The sequence below is a fragment of the Actinoplanes sp. NPDC051405 genome (genome assembly GCF_055586185.1).
Genome location: NZ_JBVJIR010000029.1, coordinates 1 through 20,128, shown reverse-complemented (window position 1 = coordinate 20,128; position 20,128 = coordinate 1). Strand labels below are relative to the sequence as shown.

The window sequence follows — 20,128 nt, the reverse complement described above, 5'->3', positions numbered from 1 at the left end:
GGCATGACGGTCGTGCACCCGATCAGCCGGGCCTGGATCACCACTGGCGGCACCGGCGCGCAGAACTACGACGAGTTCGCCGACGATGCCGAGATCACCGAGATCATCGCCGCGAACCCGCACAGCGCGCTCGCCATCGAGATGCCCCACCGGGCACCCGAGTCCCTGGGCAAGTCGTTCCTCGACTGCCTCGGCGACGCCGCCCAGCGGCTCGCACGGGACCAGGCCGAGGGCAGTTACACGCCCGCTGAGCAGGTGGTGGTCCTCTACCGGATCACTGCCGCCGGCGAGCCCACGGCGTACGGTCTGTGGGCGCTGGTCGACACCGACCAGATCTCCACCAGCGCCGACGAGCCCGGCCTGGTCATCCGCAACGAGGACGTGTTCATCGCCAAGGTGCGCGAGCGCGTCGCCCTGGCCGACGCCCTGCAGACCCTGCTCTCCCCAGTGCTGCTGCTGCAGACCGGCAAGGGCGAGGAGCTGCACGCCGCTCTGGCCGCGGCGAGCGACGCCGCCGGTGCGCCGGCCGCGACCGACACCGACCAGAGCGGCCGCACGCACGCCATCTGGGTGATTCCCGCCGGTCCGCTGCAGGACGAGCTGACCGCGCTGGCCGGCGGCGGCGAGCTGGTCGTCGCGGACGGCAACCACCGCAGCCTGGCCGCGCAGACCGGTGGGCTGCCCCGCTTCCTGGCGGTCGTCACCACCCCGGCCTCGGTCGCGATCCAGCCCTACAACCGGCTGATCGCCGAGCTCCCGGACGCCGACTTCGTCGCCCGTCTGACCGCGGCCGGTGCCCGGGTCGAGGAGCTGCCGCGCCCCGCGACGGTGCCCACCAAGGGCACGATCGAGCTGTACGCGGCCGGCCGCTCGTACTCGGTCGTCCTGCCCCCGGCGCCGGGCTCCTCCCCGGTGGAGAACCTCGACCACGCCCTGGTGGAGCGCATCCTGCTCGGTGACGTGCTCGGGCTCGACCCGGGCGACAAGCGGGTCTCGTACATCGGCGGCGACTACCCGGCCGAGTGGCTGCGCGGCGAGGTCGACGCGGGCCGGGCGGAGCTGGCCGTGCTGGTCGCCCCGGTCACCGTCGAGGACTTCGTGGCGGTCAACCTGGCCCGGCAGAAGCTGCCCCGCAAGAGCACCTGGTTCACCCCCAAGGCCCGCGGCGGCCTGGTCCTGGCCCAGCTCGACTGATCCATCCGACCGCCCCGCCCACCACCCTGAGAAGGAAGATGGCCCTACATCCCCAGGTCGAGGCCTCCCTGGCGATCCGCCGCCGGCCCAGTGCCGAGGTGCTCGCCGCTGACCCGTACGAGCAATTGCTCTTCGCCCGGCAGGCGATGGAGGAGTCCAACGAGGCCGAGTGCGGACCGGCCATCCCGCTGCCGGTGGTGGTCGACGTGGACGCCGACGGTGTGCCCTGCCGGCTGTACGCGGCCCGCACCAACGCGCCCGTCTTCGTCTACGTGCACGGCGGCGGCTGGTGTTACGGCAGTGTCGAGACGGTGGACCGGCTCTGCCGGCGCATCGCGGACCGCTCGGGCTGCGCGGTCCTGTCGGTGGGCTACCGCCTGGCCCCGGAGCACGTCTTCCCGGCGGCGCTGGAAGACGTCGAGACGGTGCTGGGCTGGGTCCGCAAGGAGGGAGCGGATCTCGGTGTCGACCCGTCCCGGCTGGCGATCGGCGGGGACAGCTCCGGCGGTCAGCTCGCCACGGTCGCCGCCCGCCGTCAGCGCGACGCCGCCACCCCGCTCGACTACCAGGTGCTGATCTACCCGGCGATCGACCCGATGACGGCCTCGGAGTCGTACGACGAGGTCGGCGGGCACGGCCTCGACCGGGCGTCGATGCGGCTGGCCTGGGAGGCGTTCGTGCCGGAGCCGGCGCAGCGCTTCAGCCCGGACGTGGCGCCGCTGGCGGTGGCCGATCTGGCCGGCATGCCGCCGACCCTGCTGCTCACCGCGGAGTACGACGTCCTGCGCGACGAGGGCGCCGACTACGCGGATGCGCTGCTCAGCGCGGGGGTACCGGTGGTCCACGTCCGGTACGCGGGCGTCAACCACGGCTTCGTCCGCAAGCTCGCCCTCTTCGACGCGGCGCGGGCCGCGGCGGACCAGATCGCCGTGAGCCTGCGGGCCGCGCTGACGTTCTGATCGCGGTTTGACAGACTGCGGTCATGCGCGTCTACCTGGGTTCCGATCACGCCGGCTACGAGCTGAAGATGCACCTGGTCAATCACCTCGGCAAGCAGGGCTACGACGTCGTCGACGTCGGACCGCACGTCTACGACCCCGAGGACGACTACCCGGCGTTCTGCCTGGCCACCGGGGCCAAGGTGGTCGCCGACGAGGGCAGCCTGGGCATCGTCATCGGCGGTTCCGGCAACGGCGAGCAGATCGCCGCCAACAAGATCGCCGGCGTCCGCTCGGCGCTGGCCTGGAAGGTCGAGATCGCCCAGCTCGCCCGCCAGCACAACGACTCGAACGTGCTGAGCATCGGCGGCCGCGAGCACACCCTCGACGAAGCCACGGCAATGGCCGAAGCGTTCCTGACCACCCCGTTCTCGGGCAACGAGCGGCACGCCCGCCGTATCGCCCAGCTCGCCGAGTACGAGCGCACCCGCGAACTCCCGCCCCTCCCGGCAAGCTGACGGTCGCGGGCGGGCTAGCGGTTGCGGGGCAGGTCCTCGCGTGGCATCCAGTTGCGCCGCACGATGACCAGCTCCGTCTCGGCCTCGGCGAGCTGCTCGGCCGTGGGCCGGGCAGCGTCCCGGGCCCGCAGCGCCGCGCCCACGCTGACCTGTGACGACCCGGAGCCGACCAGACCACGCAGCCCCCGCTCGGACTGGTCGTCCCCGCCGGCCCCCGCACCGGACGTAGGCCGGGCGACAGGCCGCGCGGGACGCCCAGGCGGCAACCCGGTCCGGTTCGGCCGGGCCCCCGGCCGAGGCCCCACCTCGGCGACATCCACCGGCGCCGGCTCAGGGTCGGCGACGGGAGACGTCTCAGCCACCGGCTGGGCGTCCACAGCCCGGTCAGCCACCGGCCGCGCGACTCCGGACGGGACGACGGCGGGCCGGGCAGCGGCAGGCTGGGCGCCCCCCGGCTGGGCGGTGGTCCCCGGCCCGCCGGTCACGGCTGGCCGCGCCGCCCCGGAGGCCGGGCCGGCCGGCGTGGCGGGCGGGGTCGCGGCCGACGAGGAGGGACGCAAGCGACGGCGTCGACGTTCGGGTTCTTCGCCCATGACGCCGAACCTACCGTCGCCCGCCCCATTCAGAACACCTCGACGGGATTGGGCATCCGATGCCAGCCGAACGCGATGGAGGCCCGCCGCAGGCTCCCCGGGGTCAGCTCGCGAACCGTCCCCGCGGCACCCAGGGCCGCGAGTGACGTGGCCCCCAGATAGGCCGAGCCCAGCTCCAGCACCGTGCAGGCCAAATCGGCCGGGTCGGTGGTCGCCGTACAGGTGGCGCGACCGTCCGGGCCCGCGGTGAGGCGCCAGCGCCCGGTGTTCTGCTCCAGCAGCGGGTCCGTGACGTCCAGCACGACGTCGACCGGGGCCGCGTACGTCCGCGCGGCCAGGGCTTTCGGCAGGTCGGTGATGCGGATCCAGAGGCTGTCGGTCAGGGTGGTGCCGAGCCGGCGGGGCTCGTCGACCAGGTACTGCAGCGGTTCGTCCACGGCCGCGAAGCTGACCGTCACCGAGCGGGCGAGGTCGATGGTCAGCAGGAAGTTCCACAGGGCGGCGTACGCGGCCGGATCGTCGGCCACCACCTCGCGCACCTGGACGTCGCTGTTCGCGCCATGCCGTTCCCAGCGGCCCTTGGTGCGCCACAGCGCATATCCCGTCGGGCCGTGCGGGGTCTCGTGCACCACACCGCGCAGACTGGTCGCGCCCTCGCGCTGGGACTCGATGTCGGCCAGCACGAAACGCCACCAGCGGTCGTCGCGGCTGGACCAGCCGGTGCGCTCCGGGCGTACCCGTTCGTAGACCTTGGCCAGCTCCGCGATCGCGTCCTTCGGGTCGACCAGGCGCAGCCGGTCGGCCGAGCCGGGTGCGAGCCCGGCCGGCGGCCGTAGCTCCCGCATCATGATCTCCATCTGCAGGCGCTGCGCCGCCGGTCCGTAGCCGAAGCGGGGATAGATCTTGGTCTCGCTGGCCCAGAGGGCCGCGATCGGCTCGCGGCCCGCGGCCGCGATCTCCCGCAGCTGGCGGTGCATCATCCGGGTGAGCAGCCCGCGGCGTTTGTGGGTGGGCGCGACGGCGACGAGCGTGACGTGCGCGGCCGGCAGGATCGTGCCGGGCACGGTCAACTCCCGGGTGTACGCGGCCGCGTGCCCGACGATGGTGCCGCCGTCCTGGGCGACCAGCGTCCGCTCGGGCTCGACGACCGATCCCTCGACGTCGCGGGCCTCCGGGGTGACGTGCTCGTGGAACGCGAAGCTCAGCAGTTCGGAGACGGCCGGCCAGTCGTCGGCGTCGCCCGTCCTGACGGTGATCCCGGAGTCGCCCATGCTGATTGTGTAACGGACGGCGCGCGCGACGGCGACCTATTTGTTGGCTCGTTACTCTCGAAGCAGGGCGGCAACCGGCCGTACCGGGGAGGGGAACGATGCCTGAGCAACCGCAGTGGTCCGAGCGGACGCTCGACATGCCACCGCAGGATCCCTGGGCCAACCCGCCGACGGCCCCGGTGCCGTCGCGTCCGGCCTCCGGGCCGCCGACCCAGCCGGTCCAGCCGAGCCAGACGACTCGGCCGGCCCAGCCGACCCAGCCGGCACCGCCCGCGCCGCCGCCCTCCCCGTTCTCCAGCGGCCGGGCCGCGGTGAATCCGCATCCGCGCACCCAGCAGTTCGCGGCCGAGCACGAGCCGACCGGCACGGGCTGGCCGGGCGCCGAGGCACCGCAGGAGCGCCGGCCGCTCGGCTGGCACCTCGGTCAGCTGCGCCGCGGCGGCGAGTGGAGCTTCGCCGGCCTGCTGTTCGCGTTCGTCTGCTGGGGCATCTGGGCGATCTCGTCCGACGGTGACCTGACCGCGCCGGTCGTGGTCTTCATCGTGTCGCTGCTGGTCGCCGCGGGCCTGTTCGCCCTGTCCCGGCTGGTCGGCCGGCTGGTGCTGGAACGGCAGTTCGGCCGGGTCCGCCGCACCGCGCGGGGCTCGCACATCGTCGCGGGGATCTTCCTGGCCGGCGTGGGCGTCGCCCACCTGCGCCAGACCGAATGGGTCATGACGGCGTTCAACTGGACGGTCGACCTCTTCCGCTGACCGGTTACAGCGTGTGATGTTGCGCGGATGACGCCTTAACGACCTGTGGCTGGGTACCCGCGCGACCATGGTCGATGAACGGACAGGCGTCGTGGTCATCACGTGGCAGCGGCGCGAGGAGGCGCTGGCGGCCCTGAGCCGCCTGGTGGAGCTGCCGGAACGCCCACCGGTCGTGCTGGTCGACAACGGCTCGACCGACGGCACGGCCGAGGCGGTGCGCTCGCGCTTCCCCTCGGTGCGCGTGGTTGCTCTGAGTGAGAACCTCGGCGCCGTGGGTCGCAACATCGGCGTACGCGAGCTTGACACTCCGTACGTGGCGTTCTGTGACGACGACACGTGGTGGGAGCCGGGCTCACTGTCCCGGGCCGCGGATCTGCTCGACGCGTACCCGAAGATTGCTGTGCTCTGTGCCCGGATCGTCGTGGAGCCCAGTGGCGTCGACGATCCGATCGTCACCGAACTGCGTGAGTCCCCGGTGCCGGGCCCGGACTGGCTACCCGGCCCCGCGATCGGCAGCTTCCTGGCGGGAGCGTCCGTGGTCCGCCGGGACGCGTTCCTGGCCCACGGCGGTTTCAGCAGCCGGTTGTGGCTCGGCGGTGAGGAGGAGCTGCTCGCCACCGACCTGCTCAGCGGCGGCTGGGAGCTCTGTTACCGCGAGGATCTGGTCGTGCACCACCGGGCCTCGAAGCTGCGGGACGCCCGGCTGCGCCGCCGGGTCGGGATCCGCAACACGCTGTGGTTCACCTGGCTGCGGCGCCCGTTGCCGGCGGCGCTGCGCCGGACGATGTTCCTGGCCCGGACGGTGCCCCGGGACCGCACCTCCGCGCTCGCCGCCTGGGACGCCGCGCGCGGCCTGCCGTGGCTGGTCACGCAGCGGCGTCCGCGGCCGGCGGCCGTCGAGGCCCGGCTCGCGCCGCTCGACGCGGCCCAGCGCCGCTCGTCCGCCCGCCGGTACGTGGGCTGACCGAACGGCGCCGGGCCGGCTGACTGCCTACAGCGGGCTGGCGAAGTCCTGGGTCCACACCAGCGAGCCCTTGGCGTCGGCCGCCACGCCGACGCCGATGTTCTTGAACCCGCAGTTGAGGATGTTCGCCTTGTGCCCGGCGCTGTTCATCCAGCTGGTCATCACGTCGGCCGGGGTGCGCTGGCCCTTGGCGATGTTCTCGCCCGCCCCGGACCAGCGGTAACCGGCGCTGGTGATGCGGGTGGAGAACTCGACGCCCTCCGGCGTGGTGTGGCTGAAGTAGCCCCGGGCCGCCATGTCCGCCGAGTGCCCGCGGGCCGCCGCGGTGAGCCGGTCGTCGGCGGTCAGTGCCGCGCAGCCGGCCTTCGCCCGTTCGGTGTTGACGATCCGGACGACCTCGGCCTCCAGTGCCGCGTTGCCGGTCGGTTCGGTGGTCGGCTTGGGCGCCGCGGTGGTCGTCACGGGTGCCGACGGGCTGGCCGGGGTGGTGGGAGTCGCCGTCGGCCGCGGCGTGGAAGGAGTGGCCGGGGTGGTGCCGCCGGGTGCCGTACCGGTGGGGCTCGGGCTGCTCGGAGCCGGTGTCCCGGAGGCCGGCGGCGACGTCGGCAGAGTGGGCGGCGCGGTCTCGCCGGGCGTGACCGTGGCGGTGGCACCGGGCACGGCGGAGGCCGTGGCCGTCGGGGCCGAGGTCGGCGGGGTGCCGTCGGTCGTGATGACCACCTTGTCGATGTCCGGCGCCGCACCGACCGAGTTGGCGAAGGCCAGGTTGTTGTCGCCGGCGCGCAGCGTCGCGGTGAGCCGCAGGGTGGCCGGCCGGGACGTGCCGCGGGTGCCGGGGAAGACGATGGCCGTGGGGACGGCGCCGTTCACGCTGATCTGCGCGGTCCGGCTGCGCTCAGCGGTGTACGTGACGGCCAGGCGGGCCGGTCCGTCCTTCTCGGCCACCACTGCGGTGATCGTGAGGACGCCCTGGCCGCCGATGCCGGTGACCCGGCTGCCGCCGGAGCAGCGCCGGCAGTCGACGGTGTGGGCGCCGCCGGCGAAGGTGTTGACGGAGGCTTCGGCCTCGTACGTCGTGGTGCCGGCGCTGGCACTGGCCGCGACGGCGATTCCGGCGACGACGGTGACGACGGCCATGCCGCCGACGATGAGGACGGGTCTGCGCATGGTGATCCGAATCGTTGGGGGTGGGGTGGGGATGGGCGGTCCGGCGCCGACGGTAACGTCCTTTTTCGACACAGGTCTATTAGCTTCGGCTTAAATCTGGCAAGACCGGTGAACAGGGTTGACGGAGTGCGCCGATGGGCAAGACTGAGAGTTATGGTCTTCCCATCCGAGAACCGTCCGCTCACCCCCGCCGAGGACGCGCCACCGCCGCTCCCGCCGGAGCTGGCCGGGACGCTGGCGGGTCTCGAAGGCGCTGGTGAGGCGCCGCCGCGCCGGGAGTCGCCACGGGTGCCGCGGACGCGTACCAGTGCGGTCTGGTTCGGGGTCTGGGCCGGCGCCGTCGGCCTGATCCTGCTGATCATCTTCGTCGCCCAGAACACCGGCAACGTGCGGCTGAGCTTCCTCTGGTTCGACGGCCAGATCCCGCTGGCCCTGGCGATGCTGATCGCCGGGGTGTGCGGCGCGTTCGTCGCGATGGCGGTGGCGTCGGTCCGGATCATCCAGCTGCGCCGGCTGGTCCGCCGCCGCTGAGCACCATCGACTCCGTCCGGCCTGACGCCGGGCGGAGTTTTTCACGCCTTGACATGTGACCCAATGGTCACATAACTTGGCGTCATGACGGACGACGACGACAGGGTGTTCAAGGCACTCGCCGACCCGACCCGTCGCTTCCTGCTCGACCTGCTCTTCACCCGCGAGGGCCGCACGCTCACCGAGCTCGAGTCCGAGGTGGAGATGACCCGCTTCGGCGTGGCCAAGCACCTCAAGGTGCTCGAGGAGGCGGGACTGGTCGTGGTCCGCCGCGCGGGCCGGGAGAAGTTGCACTTCCTCAATCCCGTGCCGATCCGGCTGATCCACGACCGCTGGATCGACAAGTACACCGAGCGTCACGTGACGGCGCTCGTCGATCTCAAGAACGCGCTGGAGGACGAGACATGACCACCGAGACGACCGCTCCGCCGACCCAGGTCTACCGCGTGTGGATCAAGGCCACGCCGGAGAAGATCTGGACCGCGATCACCGACCCGGAGTGGACCGTGAAGTACGGCTATGCCGCCCCGGCCCACTTCGACCTCAAGCCCGGCGGCGAATACCACTCGGACGCCACCGACGAGATGCGCGCGTTCGGCAAGGAGAACGGCTTCCCGATCCCGGACCGCATCGTCGACGGCGAGGTCGTGGAGAGCGACCCGCCCCGGCTGCTGGTGCAGACCTGGCGGATGCTGATGGACCCGACGACCGCCGCGGAGCCGTATACGACGCTGACGTACCTCATCGAGGAGCTGAAGTCCCAGCCCGGCGTCTGCCGCCTGACGGTCACCCACGAGATGGCCGGTGCCCCGGCCACCGCGACGATGGTCGCGGGTTCCCCGCTCGACGAGGCGGGCGGCGGCGGCTGGGCCTGGGTGCTCAGCGACCTCAAGTCGGTCCTGGAGACGGGTACGGCGCTGAGCGGCCGCTAGCCACCAGGCGATGCCGGCCCGCGCGCCGGGCCGGCATCGTCAGGTGAGCCGGTCTTCGGTATCCCGGTGCCGCCCCAGCGCCAGCCGGCCATCATAGGGATCAGCGAAAGCCCGGCGCTCAACGGCACCAGAGCGGCCACCGGCCACCAACGCCTACTCCTCGGGTTGACTCAAGTTGTCAGTCTCCAGGAATGCCGACAGCGATCGATGCGGCCACGCTGCGCCGCGTGGTGAGTCACCCCGCGGTCTGGTGCGTGCCGGTGGCGGCGGTCCTGGCCTGGGCGGCGATGCCGTTCAACACCGGCTACTACGAGTACTGGGTCAATTTCGACCCGCAGGGAGACGGCCAGCAGCTGGAGTGGGTGCAGACCCGGCGCATCTTCCGGTACACCTCCGGCGTGCTCTGCGGTCAGCTGCTGGCCCTGATCGCCGGGATCGCGCTGAGCCGCCGGCACCGGCACGCGGTCGCTCTGGCGATGGCGGTGGCGCTCGGTGTCGTGCTGGCCGGCGTGACGGTCGCCGCCGCCTTCCCGCTGGCGGCGGCCCTGGAGAGCGTCCGGCCCGCCGCCTTCCCCGCGGTCGACGATCCGATCCTGATGCGGGTACTGCTCCGCGAGCTGGCGGCCTTCCCCCTGTACGCCGCGGCGGGAGTCGGTCTCGGCATCCTGATCGACAGCAGCCGGCGCCTCCGGAGACGCCGATGGCCGCTGCTGGCTCTCTTCCTGATGTTCTGGAGCGTGACCACCCTGACCGGGCTGGTTCAGGACGACGAGTTCGACGCCTGGCCGTGGTTGCTGTGGGCGGTCCCGTTCGTGGCGGCGGGCGCGGCGATCGCGCTGGCCGGGCTGTCGGCCGACGTGTGGGAGTTCCCGCCCGTACCGGTGGGGGACATGGGCCGGTCCGCCACCATCGCCCTGCTGGTCAGCGCGGCCGCGTACGCGGTGATCTTGAATTTGCTCGCCGTCACACGTCGTTCCGGTGACCGGCCGCCCGCTGGCAGTCCTGCAGCCGGCTTCGGGCCGACTGGAGACGTTCGCCCATGACGCGCAGGAAGCGGCTGGTGAGCTCGAAGCCCAGCGCCGGGTCCCGCTGGCACAGGGCCCGGACCAGCGGCCCGTTGAAGGTCAGCGTGTGCGCGGTGCTGGTCGCGACAGCACCGAAATGCCACCGGTACGGCGGGAACAACCACGACCACCCGAGCACGGCACCGGGCTTGAGCGTCTCCAGCACGAAGTTGTCGTAACCGGGCACCTCGGCGTCGAGGTACACCCGGCCGTCGGTGATCAGCCAGAACTGCTCGGCGGGTGTGCCCTGGCCGAAGATCCGGTTCCCGGCGTGGAACATCGACCGGCTGGTCAGCGGGGCGAGCAGCCCGAGCTGGTGCTCGGTGAGCCCGGCCAGGAACGGCTGGTCGGCAAGCATCTCGACGGTGGTGAACATGGCCCCAGCACACCGCGGGCAACGGCACCGGAGTGAGGGCCACACGTCAGGTCCCACCGGGTCCAACGGCCCGTCAGACCCGGTGCACCGGATTTCCCGTCGCCGGCGATGCGGCACACAGCCGCCGCAGCGTCCCCGCCATGCGGGCGAAATCCGCCGCCGAGCGCGCCCTGACCGCACAGCGAACCGGTGCGCCCGGAACACGGTGGCCGGCGGATCGAGGCGATTGTCGCCGGTCGCCCTCCTCGACGACGGTCTCACCGACAGCCGGGCCCGATGCTCGAAATGGTCCAGCTCGGCCAGGACGGCGGGCACCTCAGCGGCGGGAATCCGCGTTGCTGCGGTACCAGGGCTCCAGCAAACCGAGCCGGCCGTCCTCGTCGAAGCCGACCGGCCCGACCGGCAGTGGTACGGCCAGCCCGTCCTGCCAGCAACGGCGGCAGTACACGTACGCCTGGACTCCCATGGCCGCCAAGTATGGGCGGGCGAGAGTCAGTGCCGGTCTGGCGCGACGATGTCTCCGGCAGCTTGGACGGCGTCGAGGAAGCGCCGGAAGATCGGCCAGGGGAGCGCCCAGCGGCCGTGCATGGTCATCGTCACGTGGTCGGCCGGCATAGGGACGAACGGCCCGTCCTCCGGCGAGGCGTCGGGGATGCGCACGTCGAGGAAGTTGTTCTCGGTGGCATCCGGGTCGACCTCGTACAACTCGTAACACCACGAGTCGACGTCGCCGTAGTGAAACTGGTTGACCTGGAACCGTTGGCTCCCGTGTGACCAGGTGTTGAGCGTCAGTGGGAGGGCCGTTGCCTCGGCTGACAGGTCGCGCTCCTCGTCGACCAGGTCACCGCTGGAGTCGAGCTGATCGATCAGCTTCATCAGCACGAGCCAGGGCAGGACCCCGCCGCCCGCATGGACCACGACGTGTTGAGCCGGCCTTGGTGTGAAGGCCCCGTCCGGGGTCGCGTCGGGGATGTCGATGGCCAGGTAGGAGCTGGTGGCCGGACGTCCGGTCAGTCCGGTCAGCTCGTAGCGCCAGGCATCGTCGGGGAGGCTGTACATCGAGATGATCTCGTACAGCTCGCCGTCGAAGGTCCAACTTCCCATCGCCGGATGATCGCAGCCTCTGTCAGGAATGCCGAGCAGGTTTCCGCCGGTCGGCAAGACGGTATGCGGACCAGGAATGACGAAGGCCCAGGCCGAGGAAACCGCCTCTGACCTGGGCCTTTATGCTCTGAGCGGGCGACGAGAATCGAACTCGCGTAATCAGTTTGGAAGACTGAGGCTCTACCATTGAGCTACGCCCGCATGCGCCGCACCGAGGTGCCGCGCGTGCCCCACACTACTGAATGCCGTCGCGGCATGCGAACCCGATATCCCCCGCGTGGCGCACCCGGGTGACGCCGCGGCACACGACACGCGGCGGACCGCATACACTTGCCGTCGCCACGGGGTGTGGCGCAGCTTGGTAGCGCACTCGCTTTGGGAGCGAGGGGCCGTGGGTTCAAATCCCGCCACCCCGACTTCACCAACATCGAAGAGATCCATCAAGGAGTACGCCTGTGAAGAGCACCGTCGAGACTCTGAGTCCGACTCGGGTGCGGCTCGCCATCGAGGTGCCGTTCGACGAGCTGAAGCCCAGCCTGCTGAAGGCGTACCGCGAAATCGGTTCTCAGGTCCAGATCCCCGGCTTCCGCCGGGGCAAGATCCCCGCCGCGGTCATCGACCAGCGCGTCGGCCGGGGCACGGTCCTCAACGAGGCCGTCCAGGAGGCCATCCCGCAGCAGATCCTCGCCGCGGTGCGCGAGCACGACGTCAAGACGCTGGGCCGGCCCGAGGTGGAGATCACCGAGTTCGCCGACAACGAGCCGCTGAAGTTCACGGCCGAGGTCGACGTCCGGCCGGAGATCTCGATTCCCGACCTGTCCGGCATCTCCGTCACGGTGCCGGCCGTGGAGATCGGTGACAACGAGATCGACGAGCAGATCAACGGCCTGCGGGAGCGTTTCGCCACCCTCAAGACCGTGGACCGCCCGGCCGAGGAGGGCGACTACGTCCAGCTCGACCTGCGCGCGACGGTCGACGGTGAGGAGGTGCCCGGCGGCTCCGCGACGAACATCTCGCACGAGGTCGGCAGCAAGCAGCTGCTCCCGGGCCTCGACGAGGTCCTGGTCGGCCTGGTCGCCGGTGCCGACGCCACCTTCACCACCCAGCTCGTCGGCGGCGACTTCGCCGGCCGCGACGCCGAGGTGTCGGTCAAGGTCAACTCGGTCAAGGACAAGCAGCTGCCTGAGATCGACGACGAGTTCGCCCAGCTGGCCAGCGAGTTCGACACGCTCGACGAGCTGAAGAACGACCTGCGTGAGCGGCTCGGCAAGGTCAAGAAGGTCGAGCAGATCTACGCCGCCCGCGACGAAGCGCTCAAGCAGCTCGTCGAGGCCGCCGAGATCCCCGCGCCCGAGGGCATCGTCAAGGACGAGGTCGAGGGCCGCAAGCAGGCCATGACCGACCAGCTCGAGCGCATCGGCGCCACCCTGGAGGACTACCTGACCTCCGAGGAGAAGACCGAGGAGCAGATCGACACCGAGCTGACCGAGGCGGCCACCGAGGGCGTCCGGATCCAGCTGCTGCTCGACACCATCGCGGACGCCGAGGACATCCAGGTCTCCGACGACGAGTTCGGGCACGAGATCGTGCACCGCGCCCAGCGCGCCCAGATGCAGCCGCAGCAGTACTACGACCAGCTCGTCCAGTCGGGGGCGGCCGCGGCCGTCTTCGGCGACGTGCGGCGCGGCAAGGCCCTGGCCAGCGTCATGGAGCGGGTCACGATGAACGACACCGCCGGCAACACGCTCTCCCTCGACGACCTCCGCGAGGCCTCCGAGGACGAGCACGCCGGGCACAACCACTGAGCTGGTGCCATGGATCGGCCGCCGCGCGTCGCTTCCGGCGCGCGGCGGCCGCTCTTTTTCCGGGTACGGCGGGAGCTGATGCGCTGTCAGCGAACACCTGCCCGAGCGGGAAGCTGATGCGCATGCGACCGGTTAGGTTGGTCGTACGACGGACAACCTGCCGGCCGGATAGCTCGGCCGACACAGTCAGCTGTGAAGGGCTGCCATGACCGATCTGCACATCCCTGCGAGCCCCACCCTGCGTGGTGGTGACTCCATCAGTGGCAACCTCGACGACTCGGTCTACAACCGCCTGCTGCGGGAGCGGATCATCTTCCTCGGCAGCGAAGTGACCGACCAGGTTGCCAATCGCATCTGCGCGCAGTTGCTCCTGCTCTCCGCGGAGGACCCGGACCGCGACATCAATCTCTGGATCAACTCGCCGGGTGGTTCGGTGTACTCCGGCATGGCGATCTACGACACGATGCAGTTCATCGACAATGACGTCTCCACCGTGGCCATGGGCATGGCCGCGTCGATGGGTCAGTTGCTGCTCTGCGCCGGCACCAAGGGCAAGCGCTACGCGCTCCCGCACGCGCGGATCATGATGCACCAGCCGTCGGGCGGCATGGGCGGCACAGCCGCCGACATCGCCATCCAGGCCGAGCAGATGCTCTACACCAAGCGCATGTTCCAGGAGCGGGTGTCTTTCCACACCGGCCAGGACCAGGCACAGATCGAGGCCGACTCCGACCGGGACCGCTGGTTCACGGCCGAGGAGGCAAAGAACTACGGCTTCATCGACAAGGTGATCACCGGGGCCACTCAGGTTCCCGAGGGCGCCGGAACGCTGAACTGAGGAGCTGCACGATGACTGACCTGACCATGCCCTCCGGGTTCGCTCCGGTGCACAACCGCTACGTCCTGCCCTCGTTCGTCGAGCGCACGTCGTACGGCGTGAAGGAGTCGAACCCGTACAACAAGATGTTCGAGGACCGGATCATCTTCCTCGGCGTGCAGGTGGACGACGCGTCGGCCAACGACGTGATGGCCCAGCTGCTGACGCTGGAGAGCGCCGACCCGGACCGTGACATCCTGATGTACATCAACTCGCCCGGTGGCTCGTTCACCGCCATGACGGCGATCTACGACACGATGCAGTACGTCCGCCCGGACATCAGCACGGTCTGCCTGGGCCAGGCGGCCAGCGCGGCCGCCGTGCTGCTGGCCGGCGGCACCCCCGGCAAGCGGATGGCGCTCCCGCACTCGCGGATCATCATCCACCAGCCGGCCACCGAGGGCGGCTACGGCCAGGGCTCGGACATCGAGATCCAGGCCCGCGAGATCCTGCGGATGCGCAGCCAGATGGAGGAGATGATCTCCCGCCACTCCGGCCGCACCACCGAGCAGGTCCGCAAGGACGTCGACCGCGACAAGATCATGACGGCAGCCGAGGCCAAGGAGTACGGCCTGGTCGACACCGTCCTGGCCACCCGTAAGAAGAGCCTGCAGGGCGTCGGGGCCGGCAGCTGAGCCTGCCCCTGGGCAGGTGAGGCACGGCGCCATCTGTGCCCGGAGCACGCGGTGTCGGGGGTCGGTCGGCTCACGCTAGACTGACTGACCCCTGACACGCCCGTTTTGGGGGGTCGGAGAACGGCCCCACAGCGGGTAACGTCAAGCCAGCAACCTCAGTAACGCGGGCCGGCAGACGATGAACTCTGTAGGACGTGGTTCGGCAACGAGGAAATTCATCCTCAGGCCAGGGGCCGGCAGCAGCCGGCCGATGAGCGCAGGGAGAACGTAGGTGGCACGGATCGGCGACGGTGGCGACCTACTGAAGTGCTCCTTCTGTGGGAAGTCCCAGAAGCAGGTCAAGAAGCTCATCGCGGGCCCTGGTGTCTACATCTGCGACGAGTGCATCGACCTCTGCAACGAGATCATTGAGGAAGAGCTGGCCGAAACCGGCGAGGTGAAGTGGGAAGAGCTTCCCAAGCCGATGGAGATCTGCCAGTTCCTCGACACCTACGTGGTGGGGCAGGAGCAGGCCAAGAAGGCCCTCTCGGTAGCTGTCTACAACCACTACAAGAGGATCCAGGCCGAGTCGGCCGGCGCGCCCGGGGGTGGCAGCGACGTCGAGGTGGCCAAGTCCAACATCATGCTCATCGGCCCCACCGGCTGCGGTAAGACCCACCTCGCGCAGACGCTGGCCCGGATGCTCAACGTGCCGTTCGCCATCGCGGACGCCACGGCGCTGACCGAGGCGGGCTACGTGGGTGAGGATGTGGAGAACATCCTGCTCAAGCTCATCCAGGCCGCCGACTACGACGTCAAGCGCGCCGAGCAGGGCATCATCTACATCGACGAGGTCGACAAGATCGCCCGCAAGAGCGAGAACCCGTCGATCACCCGGGACGTCTCCGGCGAGGGTGTGCAGCAGGCCCTGCTGAAGATCCTCGAGGGTACGGTCGCGAACGTCCCGCCGCAGGGCGGCCGTAAGCACCCGCACCAGGAGTTCATCCAGATCGACACCACCAACGTGCTGTTCATCGTGGGTGGCGCGTTCGCCGGCCTGGACCGGATCATCGAGTCGCGGGTCGGTCAGGGCGGTGTCGGTTTCGGTGCGCACCTGCGGTCGGTCTCCGAGCGCAACACCGACGACATCTTCAGCAAGGTAATGCCGGAGGACATGCTGAAGTTCGGGCTGATCCCCGAGTTCATCGGCCGCCTTCCGGTGATCACCACGGTCCGCAACCTCGACCGTGAGGCCCTGATCAAGATCCTCACCGAGCCCCGCAACGCGTACGTGAAGCAGTACCAGCGTCTCTTCGAGCTGGACGGCGTGGAGCTGGAGTTCGACACCGGCGCCCTCGAGGCGATCGCCGACCAGGCGATGCTGCGTGGCACCGGCGCTCGCGGCCTCCGCGCGATCATGGAGGAAGTCCTCCAGACGGTCATGTACGAGGTCCCGAGCAACCCCGACGCGGCCCGGGTGCTCATCACCCGCGAGGTCGTGGTGGAGAACGTCATCCCGACGATCGTCCCCCGCGAGTTCGTGGGCCGTCGCGCCCGCCGTGAGCGCGAGGAGAAGTCGGCCTGACCGCTCAGCACGGACTGCCGGAGATCCTGGCCGGGATCGAGCATCACGAGCGATTCCCGGCCGATCCCTGGCTCGAGCTGGTACCGCCACCGTCGCCCCAGCGGGCGGCGGTGGCGTCGTTTCCGGGTCACGTCGTCGTGTCGGCCGACATCGACCGGTTCTGGCTCGACTCGTACCTCGGCACCGGCGACGACCTGTCCATGCCGCTCTCCGCGACCTTCCTCGGTGCGCTCGAGGAACGCCTGCGCCTGTCGGCCGGCAACATCGACGCGGTCCTGCTGGCCCCGCCCGCCGTCGGACCGCCCTCAGTCGAGCTCTCCCTGATCGAGGACAGCAACCACCCCCGGGTGGTACGCGCCCGCCGTTACCGCACCGAGGTACGGGTCTGGACGTGCGGGCCGGGCGTGCTGGTGCTCGGCCGGGGACTCGGCGGACGGTGGGAAGCCGCGGTCGAGGTCGAGCCCGGCGCCCGCAACGGGGGAGTGGGCCGAGCCTTGGCGGCAGCGGCGCGCCACGTCGTACCCGAGGGCCGGCCGGTGTGGGCTCAGGTCGCCCCCGGCAACGCGTCGAGCCTGCGGGCTTTCCTTGTCGCCGGGTATGCACCCGTGGGGGCCGAGGTGCTGCTGATGCCGCCCGGCCGCTGAGCGTCGTGCTTGCGGGCTTTCCTTGTCGCCGGGTATGCACCCGTGGGGGCCGAGGTGCTGCTGATGCCGCCCGGCCGCTGAGGTCCGTGGCACGCGGGACGGGGCTCTGCGCCGTACCCTTGCAGTCATGCGTGTCGCCGTGTGCCAGCTCAATGCTCGCGACGATCGGGCGGCCAATCTGGCCGCCGCCCGCGAGCTGCTGGGCCGCGCGGCCGCGGCCGGCGCGGACCTGGCGGTCCTGCCCGAATACGTCGACTACCTCGGCCGGTCCGCCGGCCTGCCCAAACCCGAGTCGATCGACGGCGAATTCGCCGAGTTCTTCGCCGGCGCGGCCCGCGAGCTGGGCATCTGGGTGCACGCGGGCTCGTTCCACGAGGCCGGCCCGGACCCGGACCGCACCTACAACACCTCGCTGATCTTCAACCGGACGGGCGAGCTCGCGGCGACCTACCGCAAGATCCACCTGTACGACGTGGAGATCCCCGGCCGGGTGTCCTACCAGGAATCCCGCTCGGTGGCGCCGGGCGACGAAACCGTGGTGACCGACATCGAAGGTGTCCGCACGGGCCTGTCGATCTGCTACGACCTGCGCTTCCCGGAGCTGTACCGGCGGCTGGCAGTGCAGGGCGAAGCCAAGGTGATCATCGTGCCGGCGGCGTTCATGATGCACACCGGACGCGACCACTGGGAGGTGCTGCTCCGCGCCCGGGCGATCGAGAACCAGTGCTACGTGGTGGCGGCCGGCCAGATCGGCGACCACGACCCCGGCCGTACGTGCTTCGGCCGCAGCATGATCATCGACCCATGGGGCACGGTGGTGGCACAGGCGCCGGACACGGTGGGCATCGTGACGGCAGACCTCGATTTGGACCGCCTGGACGAGATCCGGACCGAGCTACCAAGCCTGGCCAACCGCCGGCTCTGACCCCTGCCTCTTCGGCGATCATGGGTCCCGAACTTCGGGATTCGGAGTCACGTAGCTGGGGTTCGCGGCCTTGACAGTATGCGGCTGCGCACCGTGGTCGCATTCTGCCGGTGAGTGGGCATCGTTGCTGCTCGGTCGGCTGCCGGTGGCAGACTTGAGGGTTTCATCGGTGCCTTGATCGGGGTCTTTGGTTCCGCGTTCGGATGCCGGGTTGCGGCAGGCAGCAGGTCACTGCCGGAATCCCGATTGGTGGTCTTGACGGTTCTCACCCGGGGGGGCGGCGCCCGTCCCCGGCACTCACCCGACCGGCGTCGAGGAGCCGCCACTGGCTGTCAGCGGCTGCTGGACTCTCGCCGCTGTTCTGCGAGCGACCGTTGGACCGCCACTGCTTACGGGCGACTGCTGACCGGGCGCTGCGTTGCGGGCGGCCGCTAGACACGCCACTCCGCCGGGCGATTGCCGGGCCCGCGATTCCCGGCGGGCGCTTGCCGGACCCCCGATTCCCGGCGGGCGCTTGCCAGACCGGCGATTCCCGGCGGGCGCTTGCCAGACCGGCGATTCCCGGCGGGCGCTTGCCAGACCCCCGATTCCCGGCGGGATTCTTGTTGGACCGCGAATGTCGGCATGCGAGTGCTGCGCCCGGCGCTCCCATCGGGCGTTGCTGACCCCGCAAGCCTCGGTCCTCGATTGCTGGACCCGCGGATGCCGGCATGCGAGTGCTGCCCTGGCGCTTTCATCAGTAGTTTGCTGACCCCGCGAGCCTCAGCCGGCGATCGCTGGACCCTCGGATGCCGTTAGCAACTGCTGCCCCACCGCTCCGGCCAGGTGTTTGCTGGATCCGCTTGTCCCGGGGGACGAGTGCTGGCCGCACTCACATTGCTGGACCCGCGAGTTCCGGCGAGCGAATAGTGGACCCTCGGATGCCGGCGTGCGAGCGCTGCGCCGGTGCTCCCATCAGGCGATTGCTGGACCTGCCACTTTCTGCGGGCTCACTGTTGGACCCCAGCACCTACAGGCGAGTGGCATGTTGGACCGCGACTTTGTGCGGGCGGCTGTTGGACCGGGCACTCCGGGTGGGCGGCTGTTGGGCCCGGCTTCGTGGTGGGTGGCCGTTGGGCCTGGCCTTCCCGCCGGAACCGCTGTTAGGCCCGGCCTTCCTGGTGGGTGGCCGTTGGGCCTGGCCTTCCCGCCGGAACCGCTGTTAGACCCGGCCTTCCTGATGGCTGGCTGTCGAGCCCGGCACTCGTGGTCCGGCTGTTGAACCCGGCCTTCCCGGCGAGGCAACTGTTGGACCCGCGACTTCCCACGGAGCAGCCGATGCCCGGCACTCCCGGTGGGGAATCTCCAGACCCGCCACTCCTGGCGGGTGATTGGCAGACCCGCCATTCCGTTGTTCCGGCTCTGCCTTCCGGATCTTCACCTCTAGCCCGGGGGACGATGGCCGTCACCCTTGCGACGCCGGCTCATCGAGCCCTCGTTCCGGATGTTCAGAAGGTCTGCACCAGGTAGCTCAGGACCGCGACACAGACCAGCGCACCGCCGATGAGCAGCATCGCTCCGCCCATCCGGGTCGGTCCACGCTGGACCAGACGGTGTACCGACACGACCACCGCGGCCAGCACCAGGACACCGATGATCACCTGTGTCAGCGGCGCCAACAGATTGAACAGCGCGTCGGCGGCGAGCACCGGGGGATGGGCCATGACTGCCACTCTGGCACGGTGTCGCACCTGATGGCGGGATGGGCACTCCTGTCGATTTGCGTTTCGGGTGGGGCGTCGCGTAACTTTCTCTCTGCCCGAGGGGAACCCGGACGGAACGGCACGAAAGTGACCGATCCGGCGGCAACTTGGAGGCAGCTGAAGGAAGGCGCTATGCTTACCGACAGCACCGGGCGATGCAGGCCTAACCGGGAAACCGGAGTTGCGCCAGCGAGACCGACCGGGTAAAGTACAACAGCCGGCAGGAGCCGGGCGGATGGATCGCCAAGCGATCATCGGCCGGTCTGCAAGGCCACCCGACGACAATCACACCTCCTGGGGTGAGTGTCAGCGCGGGAAACATTCGGGCGGTGCCACGAAGGTCCTCGGATCTTCCAAGACTCAGGTCTTGCGCTGGCGAAGCCGACCGGGTAAGTTTGAGCGGTTGCCCCGAAACGGGTTCCGATAGGAACCTGGTGCGGTGTGTGGTTGTTCTTTGAGAACTCAACAGGGTGCTAGATAAGCCAGTGCCATGAGTAATGCCTCGGCCTCTTTTGTGGGGTTGGGGGTTCTT

The 20,128-nt window shown here is 70.1% G+C and carries 22 protein-coding genes and 2 tRNA genes; 16 read left to right on the top strand and 8 right to left on the bottom strand.

Annotated features, from left to right (window positions below):
- Nucleotides 1-3: 3 nt before the first annotated feature.
- The 3 genes from ACZ6S4_RS41255 to ACZ6S4_RS41245 are packed head-to-tail and all read left to right on the top strand — an operon-like array spanning nucleotide 4 to nucleotide 2,650.
- Complete coding sequence (locus tag ACZ6S4_RS41255; RefSeq protein ID WP_465480108.1) at nucleotides 4-1,194, top strand: DUF1015 family protein; 1,191 nt, start codon at nucleotides 4-6, stop codon at nucleotides 1,192-1,194.
- Nucleotides 1,195-1,232: 38 nt separating this feature from the next.
- Entirely contained in the window at nucleotides 1,233-2,153 is a 921-nt protein-coding gene (locus tag ACZ6S4_RS41250; protein ID WP_465480107.1) for an alpha/beta hydrolase, read from the top strand.
- A gap of 23 nt (nucleotides 2,154-2,176) precedes the next feature.
- Nucleotides 2,177-2,650 carry a ribose-5-phosphate isomerase gene (locus ACZ6S4_RS41245; protein WP_212989805.1) on the top strand — a complete coding sequence of 158 codons (474 nt, stop codon included), beginning with the start codon at nucleotides 2,177-2,179 and terminating at the stop codon, nucleotides 2,648-2,650.
- Nucleotides 2,651-2,664: 14 nt separating this feature from the next.
- Here ACZ6S4_RS41245 and ACZ6S4_RS41240 read toward each other — a convergent pair whose 3' ends face one another.
- On the bottom strand, nucleotides 2,665-3,012 hold the full coding sequence (locus tag ACZ6S4_RS41240) for a hypothetical protein (RefSeq protein ID WP_465480158.1): 348 nt from the start codon (nucleotides 3,010-3,012) through the stop codon (nucleotides 2,665-2,667).
- A gap of 260 nt (nucleotides 3,013-3,272) precedes the next feature.
- Complete coding sequence (locus tag ACZ6S4_RS41235; RefSeq protein WP_465480106.1) at nucleotides 3,273-4,514, bottom strand: GNAT family N-acetyltransferase; 1,242 nt, start codon at nucleotides 4,512-4,514, stop codon at nucleotides 3,273-3,275.
- A gap of 98 nt (nucleotides 4,515-4,612) precedes the next feature.
- Here ACZ6S4_RS41235 and ACZ6S4_RS41230 point away from each other — a divergent pair, with 98 nt between their 5' ends.
- Nucleotides 4,613-5,266 carry a DNA-directed RNA polymerase II gene (locus ACZ6S4_RS41230; protein WP_465480105.1) on the top strand — a complete coding sequence of 218 codons (654 nt, stop codon included), beginning with the start codon at nucleotides 4,613-4,615 and terminating at the stop codon, nucleotides 5,264-5,266.
- A 67-nt stretch (nucleotides 5,267-5,333) separates the two neighbouring features.
- Nucleotides 5,334-6,230 (top strand): glycosyltransferase family 2 protein, encoded by an 897-nt coding sequence (locus ACZ6S4_RS41225; RefSeq protein ID WP_465480104.1) that lies wholly within the window; start codon nucleotides 5,334-5,336, stop codon nucleotides 6,228-6,230.
- A 27-nt stretch (nucleotides 6,231-6,257) separates the two neighbouring features.
- Here ACZ6S4_RS41225 and ACZ6S4_RS41220 read toward each other — a convergent pair whose 3' ends face one another.
- Nucleotides 6,258-7,397, bottom strand: coding sequence for a CAP domain-containing protein (locus ACZ6S4_RS41220; protein WP_465480103.1), 1,140 nt, complete (start codon nucleotides 7,395-7,397; stop codon nucleotides 6,258-6,260).
- Nucleotides 7,398-7,550: 153 nt separating this feature from the next.
- Between ACZ6S4_RS41220 and ACZ6S4_RS41215 the strand changes: the two genes are divergently transcribed.
- The 4 genes from ACZ6S4_RS41215 to ACZ6S4_RS41200 all read left to right on the top strand — a co-directional run bounded on the left by ACZ6S4_RS41215 (nucleotide 7,551) and on the right by ACZ6S4_RS41200 (nucleotide 9,903).
- On the top strand, nucleotides 7,551-7,928 hold the full coding sequence (locus ACZ6S4_RS41215; protein ID WP_360554863.1) for a LapA family protein: 378 nt from the start codon (nucleotides 7,551-7,553) through the stop codon (nucleotides 7,926-7,928).
- 84 nt (nucleotides 7,929-8,012) lie between these two features.
- A complete protein-coding gene (locus tag ACZ6S4_RS41210) occupies nucleotides 8,013-8,336 on the top strand; it encodes an ArsR/SmtB family transcription factor (RefSeq protein ID WP_360824985.1) in 324 nt (107 codons plus the stop codon).
- Nucleotides 8,333-8,860, top strand: a complete 528-nt coding sequence (locus tag ACZ6S4_RS41205; RefSeq protein WP_465480102.1) for an SRPBCC domain-containing protein — start codon at nucleotides 8,333-8,335, stop codon at nucleotides 8,858-8,860. The genes ACZ6S4_RS41210 and ACZ6S4_RS41205 overlap by 4 nt, the downstream gene beginning before the upstream one ends.
- A gap of 191 nt (nucleotides 8,861-9,051) precedes the next feature.
- On the top strand, nucleotides 9,052-9,903 hold the full coding sequence (locus tag ACZ6S4_RS41200; protein WP_465480101.1) for a hypothetical protein: 852 nt from the start codon (nucleotides 9,052-9,054) through the stop codon (nucleotides 9,901-9,903).
- Here the strand turns inward: ACZ6S4_RS41200 and ACZ6S4_RS41195 are convergent.
- The 4 genes from ACZ6S4_RS41195 to ACZ6S4_RS41180 form a co-directional block, all read right to left on the bottom strand.
- Nucleotides 9,824-10,300 carry a Crp/Fnr family transcriptional regulator gene (locus tag ACZ6S4_RS41195; RefSeq protein ID WP_465480100.1) on the bottom strand — a complete coding sequence of 159 codons (477 nt, stop codon included), beginning with the start codon at nucleotides 10,298-10,300 and terminating at the stop codon, nucleotides 9,824-9,826. The genes ACZ6S4_RS41200 and ACZ6S4_RS41195 overlap by 80 nt on opposite strands.
- A 316-nt stretch (nucleotides 10,301-10,616) precedes the next feature.
- Nucleotides 10,617-10,766, bottom strand: coding sequence for a hypothetical protein (locus tag ACZ6S4_RS41190; RefSeq protein ID WP_465480099.1), 150 nt, complete (start codon nucleotides 10,764-10,766; stop codon nucleotides 10,617-10,619).
- 26 nt (nucleotides 10,767-10,792) lie between these two features.
- Nucleotides 10,793-11,404, bottom strand: coding sequence for a hypothetical protein (locus ACZ6S4_RS41185; protein WP_465480098.1), 612 nt, complete (start codon nucleotides 11,402-11,404; stop codon nucleotides 10,793-10,795).
- Between the two features lie 130 nt (nucleotides 11,405-11,534).
- Nucleotides 11,535-11,605: transfer RNA gene (locus tag ACZ6S4_RS41180), tRNA-Gly, on the bottom strand.
- Nucleotides 11,606-11,746: 141 nt separating this feature from the next.
- Here ACZ6S4_RS41180 and ACZ6S4_RS41175 point away from each other — a divergent pair.
- From ACZ6S4_RS41175 to ACZ6S4_RS41145, 7 genes are all read left to right on the top strand, one after another.
- Nucleotides 11,747-11,820, top strand: a tRNA-Pro gene (locus ACZ6S4_RS41175).
- A gap of 39 nt (nucleotides 11,821-11,859) precedes the next feature.
- Complete coding sequence (gene tig / locus ACZ6S4_RS41170) at nucleotides 11,860-13,209, top strand: trigger factor (protein ID WP_465480097.1); 1,350 nt, start codon at nucleotides 11,860-11,862, stop codon at nucleotides 13,207-13,209.
- Between the two features lie 205 nt (nucleotides 13,210-13,414).
- Entirely contained in the window at nucleotides 13,415-14,047 is a 633-nt protein-coding gene (locus tag ACZ6S4_RS41165; RefSeq protein WP_212989817.1) for an ATP-dependent Clp protease proteolytic subunit, read from the top strand.
- Nucleotides 14,048-14,058: 11 nt separating this feature from the next.
- A complete protein-coding gene (locus ACZ6S4_RS41160; protein ID WP_465480096.1) occupies nucleotides 14,059-14,721 on the top strand; it encodes an ATP-dependent Clp protease proteolytic subunit in 663 nt (220 codons plus the stop codon).
- Between the two features lie 271 nt (nucleotides 14,722-14,992).
- Nucleotides 14,993-16,285, top strand: a complete 1,293-nt coding sequence (gene clpX, locus ACZ6S4_RS41155; RefSeq protein WP_125811422.1) for an ATP-dependent Clp protease ATP-binding subunit ClpX — start codon at nucleotides 14,993-14,995, stop codon at nucleotides 16,283-16,285.
- A gap of 110 nt (nucleotides 16,286-16,395) precedes the next feature.
- Nucleotides 16,396-16,929 carry a GNAT family N-acetyltransferase gene (locus tag ACZ6S4_RS41150; RefSeq protein ID WP_465480095.1) on the top strand — a complete coding sequence of 178 codons (534 nt, stop codon included), beginning with the start codon at nucleotides 16,396-16,398 and terminating at the stop codon, nucleotides 16,927-16,929.
- Between the two features lie 127 nt (nucleotides 16,930-17,056).
- Nucleotides 17,057-17,854, top strand: a complete 798-nt coding sequence (locus ACZ6S4_RS41145; protein ID WP_465480094.1) for a carbon-nitrogen hydrolase family protein — start codon at nucleotides 17,057-17,059, stop codon at nucleotides 17,852-17,854.
- 1,487 nt (nucleotides 17,855-19,341) lie between these two features.
- On the opposite strand, the gene ACZ6S4_RS41140 is transcribed toward ACZ6S4_RS41145, so the two are convergent.
- Nucleotides 19,342-19,557 carry a hypothetical protein gene (locus ACZ6S4_RS41140; RefSeq protein ID WP_433725851.1) on the bottom strand — a complete coding sequence of 72 codons (216 nt, stop codon included), beginning with the start codon at nucleotides 19,555-19,557 and terminating at the stop codon, nucleotides 19,342-19,344.
- Nucleotides 19,558-20,128: the final 571 nt, after the last annotated feature.